Consider the following 16,920-nt stretch of genomic DNA (forward strand, 5'->3'; position numbering starts at 1 on the left):
TGGCGTTTACCGCAGCACCGAAACCAGTCTGGACAAAGGTGTGGTCGAACAACCCCACCGAACGGTTAAACCGGGAGATCCGCCGGCGCACCGACGTCGTTGGCATCTTCCCGAACCGCGAATCCATCATCCGGCTTGTCGGCGCGGTCCTCGCTGAACAGCACGACGATTGGATCCAACAAAAACGCTACATGTCACTATCTGCACTCGAACACACCAAACGCCTCATGCACCAAACAGGAGGTGATCATGGCGACCACCACCAACTAACCGCCTAACCAAAACCCCGAACTTCATACCGAGCCGAAAGCACAAACGGCTACACCACTTCACGGGACTTGACCCAATCTATGAGCCCTCTGTCATGGCTTTAAGCGCCGCAACGTGCTGTGCATAGGCTTCTGTTCCAGTCTGGGTCAACGCGACCCAGACGGCGTCTTTCGCGCGCGTGGAGCCATATTCGCGGGTGCGGCTGATATAGCCGCTGTCCTCAAGATGTTTCAACTGCTTGGAAAGCGTATCGGCAGGAAGCTCGGTGAGCTCTGCAAGCACGGCGTATTTCATCTGCCTGCCGCCGGTTGCGCCTGAATGGAACAGCGTGGCACAAATTTTAAGCCGATTGATGGGGTGGATGACCGGATCCAGCTTTGCTGGGCGTGGTGAAGGATCCTTAGACATTGACGCCCTTTACGGCGGCGTTGCGGTTCTCATACAACATCCATGCCGTCGCCGTAGAAACAACGACGCCGCAGACAATCATCCACGGCCAAGTATCAGGCGTCGGCACGGTGGAGAACATCATGGCACCTGGCAGCAGTACTCGTGACCAGGTGGCGCGATCATTACTCGGCCCCATATTGGGATTGACCCGAACGAAGGGGTTCGCAATCTTATCTTTGAGGAGATAGCCCAGAACGAACGTCGGTACAAGAACCGCGAGGCCGTACCACCATGACAGCTTGAATAGCGCGATACCGCCGCCGGCGCCAAGCGCCACTATCGCCACCGCCCACCAGCTCTGCGTCCACGTGGTGCGCTTTTGAACGTCGTGAATGATCTTAAGGTCGTCGCTCATCGTTCTTCTCCCTAACGTCAACTTCACTGGCTTGCAATTAAGGCAAGTGTAATACTTGCCTTAATTGCAAGTCTAATGCTTGCCAAGTGTGCAAGTGAAAGACTGTGCATAGTGGGGATACAGCTACGCATGGGGTCTAACGGGGCTGGTGGTCTGCTACTGTGACATCTGGCCGACTTTTATTGACTGAGGCTCCACGGCCTTACATCGCCCATCGGGTAGTGCCTTTGCTGGTTGTTCCATTGCGTTTGGTATCACCGCCGCAGTAGCAGCGTGGTCGGTTCTTTGGCATTGAGCCACCACACCACCGCCTACTACCACAGACTGGCAGCCACACCGGGGATTCACCGTGTTGAGGCCAGATATATGCTCCCAAAGCATATATTTCACGCTACCCTACAGGTCAGAACCTAAAAATCCCCGATCCCAGACACACTTTCTGGCCCCTAACCCCAGAAGACCTACTCCAGCCCGAAGAGCTCCCGTTGGAAATCCGTGGGGTTCTTCAGCTTCTCGGATTCGGGCAGTGGGCCGGGGAGGGTGGTGCCTGCGGCGAAGGGGGAGCCCGGGAGATGGTCGCGGCCGTGGGGTTGGGTGAGGCCGGAAAGGTCGGGCCCGGAGGGGACGATCCGGGTGGGGTTCACTTCGCGGTGGACGATGTAGTAGTGCTGTTTGATCTCCGTGAAGTCGGTGGTGTCGCCGAAGCCGGGGGTTTGAAACAGCTCGCGGAGGTAGCCGTAGACGTTTGGGAGTTCGGTGATCTTGTTGCGGTTTGTCTTGAAGTGGCCGTGGTAGACGGCATCAAAGCGGATGAGGGTGGTGTAGGCGCGGACGTCGGTCTCCGTGATGTGTTCACCCATGATGAAGCGGTGGTTGGCTAGGCGGTCTTCGAGCCAGTCGAGGACATCAAACACGTCGTCGTAGGCTTCTTCGTAGGCGTCTTGGGAGGCTGAGAATCCGGCGCGGTACACGCCGTTGTTGAACTTGCGGAAGAGGAAGTCGTTGATCGCCTCCGCCTCTTCGCGCAGCTCTTCCGGTGGCAGCAGGTTCGGGGCGCCGGGGCGGTGGTAGGCGGTCCACTCGGTTTGGAAGTCGCGGACCATGGAGTTGTAATCGTTCGTCACCACCTTGCCGCTTGCTTCTTCCACGATTGCCGGCACGGTGATGCCGCGCGGGTAGTCGGGAAAGCGTGCGAAGTATGCATCCTGCAGGCGGGGGATCTGTAGCACGGGGTCCACGCCGCCCGGATCCAAGTCGAAGGTCCAGGAGCGCTTGTCGTGAGTCGGGCCAGCCAGGCCCAAGGAGATCACATCTTCCAGCCCCATCAGGCGCCGCACGATGACAGCGCGATGCGCCCATGGGCAGGCACGTGCGGCGATGAGACGGTAGCGGTGCGGCTGCACGGGCCAGTGCGAAGCTTCATTGCTTATCGACGACACAATGCGGTCACCGATATAGTTCGTATCCCGCTTGAACTCGCCGTCTGTTGAGGCGTTCTGGGCATCGCCTGCCCAGTCCTTCTGTGCGTCTGTAGTCATCGTGTCCTCCCTTATCGCGTGAAAAGTTTGTGACACGTCAACTATAGGCTGTTTCTGATCATGAGCGAGGGGGGATGTGCTGTTGCAAGAGGATGAGCAGTGTGACGGAAAGCCCGGAGACAGGCCCAGAGACAGGCCCAGAGACAAGGCAATACAAAGCCTTCGGATGGCGCGAATCCTGGGCCTTCATCGCGGTCATGGTGTTTCTCTCCCTAGCTGGCTTCTTTATGGTCGATGGCGGTGAAAGGGCGCTGGAACCCCTTGACCGAGCGCCGGATCCATAGCCGTGCCATTTTGGGACACGCCCGCACCTTCGGTTTCGGGCCATTACCAGAGCGCTTATCCGGAGAAGCCTTCTGCTCCCACTCCAGCGGGGTAGTGATCGTCCCCTGAGTACGGGGATTCCCCGGATTTACAGGCTGATTCACCGAGAAGATTGTTAAAAACGCCTGCGGATTCTTGCGCCCATCCTGAGTCTTCGTCCACGCGTCACTCAATGGTGTGCTGGTTTTGCGCGATCTCGGTTTCAGCAATGTCTATCAAACGCACGAGACGGGGCTTGAGTCGCATGCGAGGTTAGGCTAACCTAACGTAATAATGGTTATTATCTTCTGAGAGGGCAACACAGTGCCGCTTGTGACTGATGAACCCACCACAGCGACCAATGAGTCGACGAGTCGGCCGAGAGGGGGCGGCACCGCCGACGACGGCCCGCGAACCCGATCACCTAACCTGAAACCGCCGCGTGGACGCGGCCCACACACCCGGAGACAGAACCAGATGAAGTCGATTGCCCAGATCGTCCAGAACAACCTCAGACTCCTCGCGGCCTACGAGGACAAGGTCCAGCCGAGGTTCCTCAGCCGCTATGCGCGTGAACCGATGGACGCCGCCGTCGAAGGGCTCGGGGCCGGACGGAATTCCACGTCGCCGACGTCCTCGCGCCGCTCGGCAGGGTCGCCGGGCAGCGAGGTCGAGGACCTCGCCGAAGCCAACGGGTTGAAGCTGGGCGGAGCCTCACACGTCGGCATGGTGTACTTCCGCACTCTCACGAAGAAAAGCGCGATCGGGGAGGCGGGCAAGTGAGCGCTGTGGACGGGACCGTAGGCCCGTGGTCGCTGCTCGCCCCGATTCGGACCCGGATGCGGGCGGTGGTCGCGTTATCTGTCCTGTCGTCGGTGGCTACCGTCGCTTCGCTGGTCGGCATCATCGACATCGCGATGACGTACCCGGAGGCCCCGGAGCATCGGACGTGGTTGGCCGTGGCTGTCATCGTCGTCGCCGCAACGGTGCGCATGGCCGCAGACGGCGCCGCCGGCATGCTCTCGCACCGGGCGGATAACGACCTGCAGCTCCACCTCCGGCGCCGGCTGGTCGCCCAAATCCGGAAGTTACCGCTGGGCTGGCTGGACGCCCGGCGCTCGTCGGGAATCATCGAGTCGGTTGAGAAGGACGTCGCGGCTGTCCACCAGCTCATGGGCCACACCGTCGGTGAGACCGTGGTGGCGGTGCTGGTTCCCCTGCTTTCCCTCATCGCGCTCGTCGTGGTGGATTGGCGGATCGCGGTGGTGGCGGTCGTCCCGGTGCTGGTCACCTTCGCCCTGATGGGCGTGATGATTTCGCGCGGAGCCGCTCTTCAGCGCGACTACGAGCGAGCCTCCGAAGGAGTGACGGCCGCGGTCATCGAGCTGGTGCGCGGTATCCCGGTGATGAAGTCCTTCGGGCGCGCTAACCAGGGCGCGGGTCGCTACGATGCCGCGGCGTTGTCGTTCGTCCGCGCGTGGTCCGCCTGGTCCCGGCAGTCGAACATCTATCTCGGGCTCATCGACGTGGTGACGTCCCCGACCACAGTTCTCGCAGTAGTGTGCGGGGCCGGCCTCGCTCTGAGGGACGCCGCGGGCGGCATACCGGAGGGTCTCGTCGCCGGGCTGGTTCTCAGCCTTGGACTCTCCGCGGCGATCGTGCGGGTGGCCATGAACTCCGAACCCATCATCGCGGGGATCGCCGCCCTGAAGTCCATCGCGGAGGTGCTGAGCACGCCGCCGATCGCCGAGCCCGCCGATCCGGTGCCCGCGCGCGGAGGCGCGCTCGAGGTCCGGAACCTGGTCTTCTCCTACGGCGATGGGCCGCGGGTCCTCGACGGGATGTCCGCGACGTTCGAACCAGGGACCCTCACTGCGCTGGTGGGGTCCTCCGGTTCCGGAAAGTCCACCGTCGCCCGGCTGTTGGCGCGTTTCCACGACCCTGTTGAAGGCTCGGTGCTGCTGGGCGGCGTCGATCTTCGCGACATTGCCGTGCGCGACGTGCACCGCTCGGTGTCGGTGGTGTTCCAAGATCCGCAGTTGTTCACGCTGCCGTTGCGGGAGAACATCCGGCTGGCCAGGAGAGACGCCACCGACGACGAAATCATGGCGGCCGCGAAGCTCGCGAACCTCGATGCGGTCATTGCGGCGCTGCCGAAGCGCCTGGATTCGGTGGTCAACGTCGACGTGACCTTTTCCGGTGGTGAGGCGCAGCGCGTAGCCATCGCGAGGTCGATCGTCACGGACGCGCCGGTGCTCATCTTCGACGAGGCAACCGCTTACGCGGATCCGGCTTCCGAGGCCCTCATCCAGTCCGCAATCGAGCGTTTGGCCCGTTCGCGGACGGTGATTGTGATCGCGCACAGGTTGAGCACGATCCGCAACGCCGACCGCATCCTCGTTCTCGATGGGGGAGCGGTCGCGGAGGCGGGTACCCACGACGAGTTGCTCGCGCGCGGTGGCCGCTACCGGGATTTGTGGCGCGCGTTCACGCTCGACGACGAACCATCCGCCCCGCGGGGCGCTGAATCAGACGATGAAAAGGTGGGGAACCGATGATTCGAGACTTGTGGTCGATGACGGATCGGCGCTCGAGAATGACGCTGGTGTGGCTCATTGCGTTGGCCACGCTTGCCGCGCTGGCCCAGGGAGCGGCGTTCGTCGCGCTGCTGCCGCTGCTGTCGGCTCTGGCCGAGGGAGATGATGCGACGGCGTGGCGTTTCACCGGCGTCATCGCCGGCCTCGCGGCCGCCCATGCGGTGCTGTCCCTCGCCGCGGGGACAGTCGGCAGGGCGAATTCCGCAGCGGTGCTGTCGTCCCTGCTGCATTCCCTGGGCGAACGCGTGCTGACGTTGCCACTCGGGTACGTCACCAAGTCCACGGCCGGCCGCTTTTCGGAGATGGCGTCGTCGGGTATCGCGTTCGCGGCGTCCGTGCCGCACGTGATCCTGCGGCCCGTCATCGCCGCGGTGGTTACGCCGACCGTCATCGCCTTCGGAATTCTGGCGGTGGATTGGCGCGTCGGTTTGGTTCTTGTCGCGTCGGCGCCGGTGCTCTTCTTCGCCTACCGGGCCATTGGCCGGGTCGGCGGGGAGTCGGACGAAGCGCATGCTGAGGCCGTCGCTGCCGTCTCCAGCAGGCTGATCGAGTTCACCCGTGGCCAGCAGGCGATTCGCGCCGCGGGCGACGGTTCGGCGGCGGACGCGATGGTGGATGAGGCTATCCAGGCCCAGCACGATGCGTTCGCGAAGGCGACGTCGACGCAGGGGGCGGCCATCGGACGGTTGGGTTCGGTCGTCCATGCAGTGTTCACGGCGGCGGTGATCGTCGCCGTGGCAGTCGCCGCGACGGGCGGGATGGCGCCGGCGCATTTGGCGCCGATACTCATCGTGCTCGTCCAGTTCACCGGACCGATCACCACGGCGGGAGCGTTGTCCGGCGGTTTCGGTGCGGGCCGCAACACGTTGGCTGCGTTGCGTGACCTGCGGGCAATCCCCGCTCTTCCCGAACCTGCCGCACCGGAGCTGCCCGACGGGTATGACGTGGAGTTCCGCGGCGTGAGCTTCGGGTACGGAGATAAGAAGGTTCTCGACGGCGTCAGCTTCCGTGCACCTCAGGGAGCGCTGGTTGCCGTAGTGGGACCGTCGGGGTCGGGCAAGACGACGGTCATGCGGCTGCTGTCGCGTTTTCATGATCCGGACTCGGGGGAGATCCTCATCGGCGGGGTGCCCTTGCCTCGGATCGGCACCGACGGCGTGAACTCGCTGGTGACCCCGGTGTTCCAGGAGACGTTCCTTTTCGACGCGTCCGTGCGGGACAACGTGGTCTTCGCCGACCCCGGATTCGGTTCCAGGCCCGGTGACGGGGACCGCTTGCGCGAGGCCGCCCGGCGTTCCGGGGTGGACCGCATCGTGGAGCTGCTGCCTTCCGGGTGGGATACCCCAGTGGGGGAAGAGGGGACGCTGCTGTCGGGAGGTGAGCGGCAGCGCCTCGCCATCGCCCGGGCGCTTCTGAAGGATTCCCCGGTGGTGCTTCTCGACGAGCCGACGTCCTCGCTGGATGCGGCCACTGAGCGGGCGATCGTCGGCACGATGGAGGCGTTGCGCGGCGATCACACTGTGATCGTCGTCGCCCATCGCCTGCACACCATCCGCGATGCCGACCTCATCGTCGTGCTTTCGGAGGACGGGACGGTCGCAGAACGGGGCACGCACGATGAATTGCTGGCGAAGGGCGGCCGCTACGCCGAGTCGTGGGCGTGCCGGACGGGGAGTTCCCCGGGATCCAGATCCAGCTCGTCGTGGACCACCACGACGACGGCATCGGAGAAGCGCGGATAGCTAGTTCATCTAGCGCCAGATTGGCTTAGTTCCCAGGAGCCAAAGCGCACCGCGCAGACACCCCAGTGGAGGAGCAAGAGCACGAGGAGCGCCAAGGAAAGTGTGTGCCAGCCTTCGTCCCAAGCACCCAAGCACAGGGTGCCCACGGGGAAGGTAGAGCCCCACCAACCAGGGCCGTAGGGCGCCCAGTGGAGGACAGCCTCGTAGAAGCAGTACATGGCGTAGAGGACACACGGTGCGCCGAGGGTGAACATGATGAGGCCGTACAGGTGGGCGTCGAAAAGCAATGTCGATGCTGCCGTCGACTGGCCGACAACACCGAGGGGAATCCACGCTGTACCCGCGGCGGCGCCACGTGGGCGCGTGCGGGACCAGTAGCAGTAGAGGAAGAGTGGGATCGCGGTGAAGAACGTGAGGAAGAAGCACAGCTCACCCGCGTAGTGATAAAACTCGCCGTGATGGGTGGCCAGCTGCCCGGCGGATGTCGCAGCGACCATCGGGGACACGAGCGCCAAGCCCCACGGGAACGCAGGCTCGGTGTAGTGCGCGGACTGCTTCCACAAACCCCAGAGTTGCCACAAACACACGATGATGGCCAGTGGCGCACCGACCCACCAGCTGAACAGCTGGAACGCATCGTTGCCCGTGAGTGCCGTCCACGCCGAGCCGCACGCGAGCAGCCCCATCGCGTACATGCCCGACGCCGCCATGTTCTGGTGCCGCGGCGGCTCATTGCGCACGCCGACCGTGAACACAACAAGGAGTCCCGCCGCGATGAGCGCAAACACGAGCTGGGCTACATGAAATCCATGTAACCCAGTCAAACTCGACGCAATCGAGGTTCCCATTAAAGCACCGGCCCAAGCGGGACCGAACTTTGGCAACGTCATAGGACTAACGCTAGGCCTGCCACCTCGTCTCATCCACTTTGGGTCGGGGCTTTGTGGTTTTTAGAACGCGATTGGCCTGAAGCGCGCGACGGTGCCGGGTGCTTCGAATCGATGGAAAAGACCACGCCAATTGCCCATCACGGATTCGCATCAGTAGGGTGAAAAACATGTCGAAGCGCCAGGTACAACGTAGCGTGCCTCGTAACCCCCGCACACGCCGACGCTCACCCGGTTGGGTGCCCGACCAACACGGCGCCTGGTTCATGGTCACCGTCCCCGCTATTACTGGTGTCATCCTGGCGCCGTCGTGGACTGCGATTCCCCTGTTGCTGACCTGGTGGCTCGGCTATTTCACGTTTTTCGCCGGCAGCGTCTGGATCCGCTCGCGCTTCCGCGAACGCAACCGGCCTCCAGTCCTGGTCTACGGGTCGCTCGCCGCCGTCGCGGGTGTGACAACGCTGATCTTCGACTGGCGGCTTCTCATGTGGGTCCCGGCGTTCGCGCCATTGGTGGCCATAGCCGTGTTCGAGGCATGGAAGCGGCGTCCGAGATCGCTGTTGTCGGGTGTGTCCACTGTCGTGGCGGCCTGCCTCATCCTGCCGGTGGCCGCCTGGGCCGGAGGAGGCCTGGATGCGGAGGCGTGGGCCGCATTTGCCGTGTACCTGGCGTACTTCGTCGGCACTGTGCCCTACGTGAAGACGCTCATCCGTGAACGCGGCTCCAGACCCTGGTTCATCGGGTCGGTGGTCTATCACGTCGTCGTGCTTGTCGCTGCCGTCGTCGCCGTGCTCGTAACCGGCGGGCATCCTTTCCACCCAGCGATCATCGTCGTGGCCGTCGTGTTGCTCGCGCGGGCGACGCTGATGCCGATCACCGGCGCACGTCGTGAGAAGCCATGGACGCCGAAGATCGTCGGACTTCTGGACGCTGCCATCACAGTGCTGGTGGTCATCGTTGTGCTGCTCTAAGGCGCCTCATTCGCTGCCTCGTCACTTTGGCTGATTGAGATACAGCCCATGGCTTCCGCCGTATGATGTGGTGCATGAACTGCCGGAATGTCCGTATCAACTCCGTCGCGGCGCTTATCCTGAGCCTGTTAGGGGCGGCGTTCTTTGCAGTAGGGCGGATTCTGTTTGGGGGTGGGCGGATGGCTCGTGTTCTACTCCGTTCCAGCTGGGGTGATCGCCGCACTTGCGCTTCTTGCTTTGTGGTTTATCCCCGTACGCCACGTGAAGGACGACTACCCGTGCCTAGTCAAAGCCTGCCTTAATTTGTGATTTGCAGGAAGGTAAAGAGAAATGTGTTCACGCGTACAACGGGGGAGCGTGCAGGGGTTTGTTTGGCTAGCGGTACTGCGCTGCAAACCTCCCGCTCGTGCGGTGAAACACCAATATTTGTTGCCTGAAAATGAGTGATTCCTGTGGGACAATCAGGCGTCTACAGATTCATAAGGAAGCAACGATGACTGACACCTCAGAGATCCTCGATTCGATCACGCCGAAGCAAACTGCCAAGCTCAACAGCCTCAATGCCGCCATTTGGCAGACTGCCGACGATTACCTCCGCTTGATCGTTCCAGCCGAGAATTACGGTGACTACATCATTCCGTTCACGGTGCTGCGCCGTCTCGAGGGGCGACTGGAATCGACGAAGAAAGACGTTCTGGATCTTGTTCACCGGGAGAACGTGAAGGGGACAGACCCATCGATTGTGAATCTCATGATCGAGAGCATGTTCAAGCTTCGCTTTTGGAACACCTCGGAACTCTCGCTTGAGCGCCTGGCTACCTCCGACGACACGTTGAAGGAAGGATTAGGTCAGTACCTCAGGGCGTTCTCTGCAAATATCCAAGAGATCTGGAAAGCGTTCGAGTTTGAGAAACTCATCGACTTCCTTGACCGCAATAACCAACTCTGGAATGTGGTGAACCACTTCGCGTCCATCGACATGTCTGACGAGGCGCTCCAGGATCAGACGATGGGCGACATCTTTGAAAACCTGATGTATCGCTCGTTTGCCCGAAAGGCGAAAGACGCTGGTGAGTTCTATACCCCGCGCGACGCGATTCGCCTGATGACGTCCATCCTGTTCACCTCGGATGACGCGGAACTGGAAGAGGACGGCATCATCCGTTCCGTCTACGACCCCACCGCCGGTACGTGCGGCATGCTCATTGCCGCACGTGATGCGCTCCGGGCTATCAACCCAGGTATTGACATCGTCGTTGCAGGACAAGAGCTCAAGGAATCTTCCTTCGCTATGGGCAAGTCTGACTTGCTCATGCAGGGGTTTAAAAATCCAGAAGTGTTGAAGTTCGGCAACTCTCTGACCAACGATCAGTTCGCCGATGAAACCTTTGACTACATCATGGCGAACCCGCCGTACGGCTCTTCCTGGAAGGCGTTCCAGAAGGACGTCAAAGCGCTCCAGGAGCAGGGCGATCCACGTTTTGCGGAGGGGCTACCCGCAGTCAGCGACGGGCAGATGTTGTTTTTGATGCATATTGCGCACAAACTCGCTGCCGCAGAAGGCGCAACGAAGGGCGGACGCGCAGCCGTAGTTACCAACGGTTCACCACTGTTTACAGGGGATGCGGAAAGCGGTCCGGACAGCATCCGCAAGTATCTCATCGGTGCACAAGGCGGCGTTGAAGTGCTGGACGCGATAATCGCGCTGCCGAATGACATGTTCTACAACACCGGTATTGCTACCTACATCTGGATTCTTGATCGCAACAAGGAGCCACGTCGCCGTGGCAAGATCCAGTTCATCGACGCGACCGAGATGTGTGCGCCAATGCGCAAGAACATGGGGCAGAAGCGCGTCGAGTTCTCGGAAGACAACATCCGCGAGATTACGAAGATCTACAAGGATTTCAAGGAAAACGACCGCTCTATCATCGTCACTGCCGACGACCTGACCTACCGCGACGTGCCGATGTTCAAGTTGGCGCACTACGCGGTGAGTGTCACGGACGAAACGGTGGCAGAAGCCATGGAGCATAAGTCTGCATTCCCGGAGCATGAAGCAGTCATCCGTGAGATGGACGGGCGCGAGTACAACGACCTCCCAAAGGCGCTGAAAGATTCCGCCAAGACGCACGGTGTGAAGATGGGTGCGCCGTTGCTTCGCCACATTATGAAAGCACTCGCTGTGGAAGATGAGAATGCGCCCGCTTCCCTCGACGAGAAGGGAAACCCGGTTGTAGATGCTTCCTCCAAGGTGATCGAGCGCGTGCCTTACTTAGAGGACGTGTCCGAGCACATGGAGCGCGAAGTGCTCCCATTCGTCCCGGATATGCAGTGGGACGAATCTTTGGCAAAGGTGGGAACGGAGTTGCCGTTGACGCGCCTGTTCTACAAGCCGGAAGAGTCCCGATCCTTGGAAGAGTTGGACGCGGATATTGCTGCTTCTTTGGAACGTATCTCTGCAATGTTTAGGAAGGTGCGTTCTGATGACTGACGTTGGACTATGGAAGTTCGCAAGTATTAATCCACTCACACCAGAGTTCTCAGGTCTTCCTGTAGGAACGGAAGTTGAATTTCTTCCGTTGGAGAATATCTGGGCAGACGGGAAAGCAGACTACGCAGGCCGAAAAAAGGTTGGGACAGATAGTTCGTACACGCAGTTTCGAAGCGGGGACATTCTAGTTCCGAAGGTAACCCCTACTGTCTTCCACGGGCGATCAATGATCGCAGACATTGAAGGAGAGGTCGGTTTAGCGACTTCCGAAGTACATGTTCTTAGAGCCAAAAGTAATGCTGACCCGCGTTGGCTGACTTACCAAATGCTAACCGCTCGCTTTCTAGATGAGGCGCGAGGGAACGTCCTCGGAGTGGCGGGGTTAAAACGGATTTCAACGCAGTATTTGACTTCGTACAAGGTTGAGGACACCCCTCTCGAAACCCAGCGCCGTATCGCTGACTATCTCGATACGGAAATCAGCGAGATGGACGCGCTGATCGAAGAGTTTGAGGGGCTAATTGCCAGCCTAGGATCTCGCCGGAGGGTTTTTGCCGCGAACCTGGTCCAAGCTGACCAGTATCCACTGGTGCCTCTCTCCACTGTTGTATCGATGAATTCGGGAGACTCTATTTCATCCGATGCAATCAGGGAGATCGATGACTATCCGGTTTATGGCGGAAATGGTCTGCGTGGATACACGAACATCTTTAACAGTGAAACAGAGTGTGTTCTGATAGGTAGACAGGGTGCGTTGTGTGGAAACGTGCATCGTGTGCGACCAAGGTTTTTCGCTACTGAACATGCCTTGGTCGTTAAACCTAAACAGGATGTCAATCTCATTTGGCTAGAACATGCTCTCCGCGAAATGAACCTTGGAGGACTATCTACTTCTGTTGCCCAACCTGGTATTACCGCGACCAAAGTTCTTTTTCAACGTATCCATTTGCCACCACTTCGAGAGCAAGAAGAGATTGCTCAGCGGCTCCAGAAGGAAATCTCAAAAATAGATGCGCTCATCGAAGAATCCACCCAACTCATCGAGAGTTTAAAAGCGCGCAAAACTGCGCTGATTACCGAAGTCGTGACTGGGCGGAAAGAGGTCTAATCATGGTGAACCCGATTCTTGAAGAAGCGATGGAACTGACCATCTGCCGTTCTCTCAACAGCCAAGGTTGGATCTGGAACGAGGGCGCCAACGACAAGGGCTTCGACCCCGAACTTGGACTCTTCCCGGAGGACGTACTCCACTGGCTAAAGTCCCAGTATCCGGAGCAATACGAGCGGGCGATTCCTGAGTCTGCGAACGATACAGAGCGAAAGTCTCGCGAGCACCGGCTGCTGAAGCGTCTGACCAAGGAACTCGACTACACGCCGATTCTTGATGGCATCACCAAGAAAGTCAACGGCGGACTACTGGGCACGTTGCGAGATGGGTTCTCGTTTACACAGACAGACCTTGGCACCGTGAACTTCCCGGACATGGCGGGCTTCTACCCGTATGACTCGGCGAAGACGGATGTGATCGACAAGGCGAAGGAAAACCGCCTACGCGTGCTGCAGCAAGTCCACTTTGAAAAAGGTGGCTTTGGCGAGATTGACCTTGTGCTGCTGGTCAACGGTATCCCCGTGATCACGATGGAGCTCAAAACCGACAACACGCAGTCGATTGACGACGCCGTCAAGCAGTACAAGCATGACCGCAAGCCGAATCGCTCCAGCCGCCCGCTGCTCAACCCTGGCCGCTGCCTCGTCCACTTCGCGGTGTCCTCCCGTGAAGTCATGATGACCACAGAACTCAACGGCACCGATACCGTCTTTCTTCCGTTCAACCAGGGAACCGAGGAAGGTCGCGCTGGCAACCCCGACAACCCCAACGGGTACAACGTTTCCTACCTGTGGGAGTGGGTGTGCTCACCGGATCTGCTGCTGCGCATCCTGAAGGATTACGCGCTGTGGGAGCCGTCCATGAAGGGCAATGAGGGGCGCCTGATCTTCCCGCGATTCCACCAGTTGCGCTCTGTTGAGCGTGTCACCAGCGATGTCGCCACCAACGGCACCGGCAGGCGCTATTTGATTCAGCACTCTGCGGGTTCAGGCAAGACGAAAACCATTGCATGGTTGGCGCACCGTGCCAACAAGATGATCCATGAAGACGGGACGAAACTTTTTGATTGTGTAATCGTCGTCACGGATCGCACCGTGCTGGATAAGAACGTGGCGGATGGACTCTCGCTGCTCCAGGCCTCTGAAGGCATGGTCATCAACATCACCGGTGACGACACGTCCAAGTCCGAGAAACTTAACCACTATCTCACCCAGGGCAAGCGCATTTTGTCCTGTACGCTGCAGACATTCCCGGCACTGGCGAAAACGATTGACCGTTCTCCGAAGCTGCGAGACCGCCGTTGGCTGGTGATTATCGACGAAGCGCACTCGTCCCAACACGGCAAGACCTCCCGCACACTGCTGGAGACTCTTTCGGACACTCCTGATGAGCTTGCGGAAGCAGCAACGCGAGCGGCTGCAGAAATTGAAGACGAAGAGACACTCGATGGTGGGGCAGGGCTCAGCGATATTGCCGGTTCGACTCCCTCCGGCGAACTCACGCGTGCTGAAAAGGACCGTCTGCAGCAGCAGAGGGACTCGGCGGTCGCGCGGTCGTCGAACGTCACGCTCGTTGCGCTTACCGCAACACCCAAGGCGAAGACGCTTGCCGTGTTTGGCGAGCCGTCCCCGGACAACCCAGAGAAGTACGTGGCGTTTGACCTGTACTCCATGGCGCAGGCAATCGACGAGAACTTCATTCTGGACGTGCTCCAGAACTACATCTCATTGTCGCTCTACGCCAAGATCGAAGACCAACTTGGCCGCGAAGACGACGTGATTCTTGGCGAGGCAAAATCTGCACTCAAGCATTTCGTTCGCTCCCACGAGAAGACGATCCACTCCAAGGCCGAAGTTGCCGTCGAGCACTTCAATAACAACGTGCGCTTCCTGCTCGGATCGACCGCGAAAGCAATGGTCGTTTGCGACGACCGCATGAGCGCATACACCTGGTTCCGGGCGGTTCAGGACGTGATCAAGTCCAATCCGAAATACCACGGGCTCGAAGCACTTGTGGCGTTCTCTGGTTCGCTCGACGTGTCCAAGGACGAGGACATCGAGGAGATCGTTACGGAATCCTCCCTCAACAACGAGAACGCACCTGAGGGGCATCGTCGGATGGAAACGACGAAGATGTTCGACGGTGCGGCGTACAAGTTCCTCATCGTGGCTAACAAGTATCAGACCGGCTTTGACGAACCTCGCCTGTCAGCGATGTACGTGGATAAGCCACTGTCCGGCGTGATGGCGGTGCAGACGCTCTCGCGTCTGAACAGGACGATGCCGTCGAAGAATAAGACCAAGACTTTCGTCGTCGACTTCGTCAATGACCCCGAAACGATTCTTCACTCGTTCCAGCCGTACTACTCGCAGGCGTCTATTGACACCGAGGTAGACCCCGACGTACTTGCAGATCTTGCTCGCGTACTGGACACCTCCCAGTTCTACGACGTCGAGGAGATGGAAGCGATCGCCGACACGGTGATGGACCGGGACATTGACGTAAAAAAGAAAGACAGCCTGATCCGAATCGGGATCGATCCAATCATTACCCGGTGGACCGAGTTCTACGGAGGTGCTTTGATCTCCAGGGACAAAGACAACGAAGCAGTGGCCACAGATTTCCGTGCGAACCTGGTGAAGTACGTTCACGCGTGGGACTTCTTGAGCCAGTTCATCGACTTCCAAGACATCACTCTGCACAAGCGTGCGATCTTCGCCGACCTGCTCGCGCGCAACCTCAAGCTTGGCAAGAAAGCACGCGAGGAGGACTACGTCACCGGCGTCGAGGTAGTGAAGACCGCGGTCATGGGTGACGTTGAAACAGGCGTTGAGCTGAAACTCAACATCGAGGATTCGCGGGCACCTCTCCCTGTTCCAGGGTTTGATGGACGTGTCTCTACCGGTGGGGCAGGGGATCCACTGCAAGGTGCATTCCGCGAAGCAGTGGAGCAGGTCAACGAGCTGTTCTCCGCTGCAGGCATCGACATGTCCAACTCGGCGAATACCCGCATGGTTCATGCCGTGTGGGAGGCGTTAGCTAACGACGAAGAAGTGGAAGCCCTTGCCACCAAGAACCCGCAGGAGGCGTTGGCGAAGTCACCGAAACTTCGCGACAAAGTGCTTTCCGCAATCTTGGGCGCCGACGCTGAGCACGAGCAGTTCACTAACCTCATGCTCGGTGGCGAAGACGCGCTGAACGTTCTCACCGCAGCAATGTCTCGTCTTGCCGTTGCTGCGATGGAGGACAAGGCGCGCGGGATCGCAGTGCCGGACGACGCGCTCATCGGTGGTGCGGAAGAACCCCAGGACGAGTCGCCGGTTGAACGTCGTATCCAGGACCTTCTCGATGTAATGCTCATGCACGCTGGTGCTTCTACTGTTGAGGAAGAACTCGCCCGCTCACTCGATGACGCACTTTCGAACCGTGGAACCTCCAACGTGTTCGAGGTGGTTCGCTCACAGTTCGTCGGGCACTCGTTGCCAGTTGACGGTGATCTGTACCAGGGTGTCGTGATGTACGCAGTGGAGCACTACTAAGGGGCAAGGACGGGGCCGATATCTTCTGAAAAGAAAACTGACTAGGCCAACTCCAGAGGAACATGTCCTACTTGGTGTCCGTTTGGGTCGAGGAGCCACCCATAGACCTTTTCCATGCGGTAAGCGATCTCGTAGCTAACAATTTCAGCTGCGGGCGCTTCGCGCTCGATCCGCGTTAGCAAGCTGGTGATAAGCGGGGTATCGCGGATACCAAAAATAGCGACAACGTTGTCTTTATTGAACACTTCTGCGCAGAATCGGGACTCGGCCCATTTGCCCATGCGGCGTACGAGCTCGTTTGCAGACTCGGGACTAGTGCGCAGGATTACAACCAAAGAAAACTTATAGTCGAACTTTCGGCGAGCCACATCACACCGAAAGACGATCACTTGACTGTTGATAAGGAAATCTTTTGATCGTTGTACGAGATGCAACGGTGCTTCCACTTGTTTCGCTAGCTCACGAAGGGGTATGGTCAAGTCCCGTGAAGTGGTGTAGCCGTTTGTCCGTTCGGCTCGGTATGAAGTTGGGGGTTTGGTTAGGCGGTTAGTTGGTGGTGGTCACCATGGTCGTCTCCTTGTCGGTGCATGAGGTGTTTGGTGTGTTCGAGTGCAGTCAGTGACATGTAGCGCTTTTGTTGGATCCAATCGTCGTGCTGTTCAGCGA

13 protein-coding genes are annotated in these 16,920 nt (G+C 59.5%); 8 read left to right on the forward strand and 5 right to left on the reverse strand.

Going from position 1 to position 16,920, the window contains the following annotated elements; genetic code table 11:
- Positions 1–278: transposase (locus HMPREF2734_RS04820; RefSeq protein WP_210384733.1), on the forward strand; the 278-nt coding region annotated here is incomplete at its 5' end.
- A 70-nt stretch (positions 279–348) separates the two neighbouring features.
- Here HMPREF2734_RS04820 and HMPREF2734_RS04825 read toward each other — a convergent pair.
- From HMPREF2734_RS04825 to HMPREF2734_RS04835, 3 genes are all read right to left on the reverse strand, one after another.
- Positions 349–678: a transcriptional regulator gene (locus HMPREF2734_RS04825; protein WP_070422684.1), complete on the reverse strand. Its 330-nt coding sequence runs from the start codon at positions 676–678 to the stop codon at positions 349–351.
- Positions 671–1,075: a hypothetical protein gene (locus HMPREF2734_RS04830; protein ID WP_070422685.1), complete on the reverse strand. Its 405-nt coding sequence runs from the start codon at positions 1,073–1,075 to the stop codon at positions 671–673. The genes HMPREF2734_RS04825 and HMPREF2734_RS04830 overlap by 8 nt, the downstream gene beginning before the upstream one ends.
- A gap of 461 nt (positions 1,076–1,536) precedes the next feature.
- Positions 1,537–2,613: a glutathione S-transferase family protein gene (locus HMPREF2734_RS04835; protein WP_070569686.1), complete on the reverse strand. Its 1,077-nt coding sequence runs from the start codon at positions 2,611–2,613 to the stop codon at positions 1,537–1,539.
- 780 nt (positions 2,614–3,393) lie between these two features.
- Between HMPREF2734_RS04835 and HMPREF2734_RS04845 the strand changes: the two genes are divergently transcribed.
- From HMPREF2734_RS04845 to HMPREF2734_RS04855, 3 genes are read left to right on the forward strand one after another with little or no spacing between them, the layout of a single operon-like run.
- A complete protein-coding gene (locus HMPREF2734_RS04845; RefSeq protein ID WP_070569688.1) occupies positions 3,394–3,699 on the forward strand; it encodes a hypothetical protein in 306 nt (101 codons plus the stop codon).
- A gap of 56 nt (positions 3,700–3,755) precedes the next feature.
- The gene (locus HMPREF2734_RS04850) at positions 3,756–5,474 is read left to right on the forward strand and encodes an ABC transporter ATP-binding protein (protein ID WP_246816781.1); all 1,719 of its coding nucleotides are present in this window, start codon (positions 3,756–3,758) and stop codon (positions 5,472–5,474) included.
- On the forward strand, positions 5,471–7,255 hold the full coding sequence (locus HMPREF2734_RS04855; protein WP_070569691.1) for an ABC transporter ATP-binding protein: 1,785 nt from the start codon (positions 5,471–5,473) through the stop codon (positions 7,253–7,255). The genes HMPREF2734_RS04850 and HMPREF2734_RS04855 overlap by 4 nt, the downstream gene beginning before the upstream one ends.
- A 5-nt stretch (positions 7,256–7,260) precedes the next feature.
- Here HMPREF2734_RS04855 and HMPREF2734_RS04860 read toward each other — a convergent pair whose 3' ends face one another.
- The gene (locus HMPREF2734_RS04860) at positions 7,261–8,145 is read right to left on the reverse strand and encodes an SLAC1 family transporter (protein ID WP_070569693.1); all 885 of its coding nucleotides are present in this window, start codon (positions 8,143–8,145) and stop codon (positions 7,261–7,263) included.
- A 167-nt stretch (positions 8,146–8,312) separates the two neighbouring features.
- Here HMPREF2734_RS04860 and HMPREF2734_RS04865 point away from each other — a divergent pair, with 167 nt between their 5' ends.
- The 4 genes from HMPREF2734_RS04865 (at position 8,313) to HMPREF2734_RS04880 (ending at position 16,254) form a co-directional block, all read left to right on the forward strand.
- Positions 8,313–9,113, forward strand: a complete 801-nt coding sequence (locus HMPREF2734_RS04865) for a YwiC-like family protein (protein ID WP_070569695.1) — start codon at positions 8,313–8,315, stop codon at positions 9,111–9,113.
- Positions 9,114–9,606: 493 nt separating this feature from the next.
- Positions 9,607–11,607 carry a type I restriction-modification system subunit M gene (locus HMPREF2734_RS04870; protein ID WP_070569696.1) on the forward strand — a complete coding sequence of 667 codons (2,001 nt, stop codon included), beginning with the start codon at positions 9,607–9,609 and terminating at the stop codon, positions 11,605–11,607.
- Positions 11,600–12,715 (forward strand): restriction endonuclease subunit S, encoded by a 1,116-nt coding sequence (locus HMPREF2734_RS04875; protein ID WP_070569698.1) that lies wholly within the window; start codon positions 11,600–11,602, stop codon positions 12,713–12,715. Before HMPREF2734_RS04870 ends, HMPREF2734_RS04875 begins: the two co-directional genes overlap by 8 nt.
- Before the next feature lie 2 nt (positions 12,716–12,717).
- Entirely contained in the window at positions 12,718–16,254 is a 3,537-nt protein-coding gene (locus tag HMPREF2734_RS04880) for a type I restriction endonuclease subunit R (RefSeq protein WP_070569700.1), read from the forward strand.
- A 41-nt stretch (positions 16,255–16,295) separates the two neighbouring features.
- Here the strand turns inward: HMPREF2734_RS04880 and HMPREF2734_RS04885 are convergent, their stop codons facing one another.
- Positions 16,296–16,700: a hypothetical protein gene (locus tag HMPREF2734_RS04885; protein WP_141750427.1), complete on the reverse strand. Its 405-nt coding sequence runs from the start codon at positions 16,698–16,700 to the stop codon at positions 16,296–16,298.
- Between the last annotated feature and the right edge of the window lie 220 nt (positions 16,701–16,920).

Source organism: Corynebacterium sp. HMSC055D05, from assembly GCF_001810365.1.
GTDB lineage: Bacteria > Actinomycetota > Actinomycetes > Mycobacteriales > Mycobacteriaceae > Corynebacterium > Corynebacterium coyleae.

Coding starts and splice junctions, on each gene's coding strand:
- HMPREF2734_RS04825 (WP_070422684.1), bottom strand. CDS start 678: ATGTCTAAGGATCCTTCACCACGCCCAGCAAAGCTGGATCCGGTCATC.
- HMPREF2734_RS04830 (WP_070422685.1), bottom strand. CDS start 1,075: ATGAGCGACGACCTTAAGATCATTCACGACGTTCAAAAGCGCACCACG.
- HMPREF2734_RS04835 (WP_070569686.1), bottom strand. CDS start 2,613: ATGACTACAGACGCACAGAAGGACTGGGCAGGCGATGCCCAGAACGCC.
- HMPREF2734_RS04845 (WP_070569688.1), top strand. CDS start 3,394: ATGAAGTCGATTGCCCAGATCGTCCAGAACAACCTCAGACTCCTCGCG.
- HMPREF2734_RS04850 (WP_246816781.1), top strand. CDS start 3,756: ATGCGGGCGGTGGTCGCGTTATCTGTCCTGTCGTCGGTGGCTACCGTC.
- HMPREF2734_RS04855 (WP_070569691.1), top strand. CDS start 5,471: ATGATTCGAGACTTGTGGTCGATGACGGATCGGCGCTCGAGAATGACG.
- HMPREF2734_RS04860 (WP_070569693.1), bottom strand. CDS start 8,145: ATGACGTTGCCAAAGTTCGGTCCCGCTTGGGCCGGTGCTTTAATGGGA.
- HMPREF2734_RS04865 (WP_070569695.1), top strand. CDS start 8,313: ATGTCGAAGCGCCAGGTACAACGTAGCGTGCCTCGTAACCCCCGCACA.
- HMPREF2734_RS04870 (WP_070569696.1), top strand. CDS start 9,607: ATGACTGACACCTCAGAGATCCTCGATTCGATCACGCCGAAGCAAACT.
- HMPREF2734_RS04875 (WP_070569698.1), top strand. CDS start 11,600: ATGACTGACGTTGGACTATGGAAGTTCGCAAGTATTAATCCACTCACA.
- HMPREF2734_RS04880 (WP_070569700.1), top strand. CDS start 12,718: ATGGTGAACCCGATTCTTGAAGAAGCGATGGAACTGACCATCTGCCGT.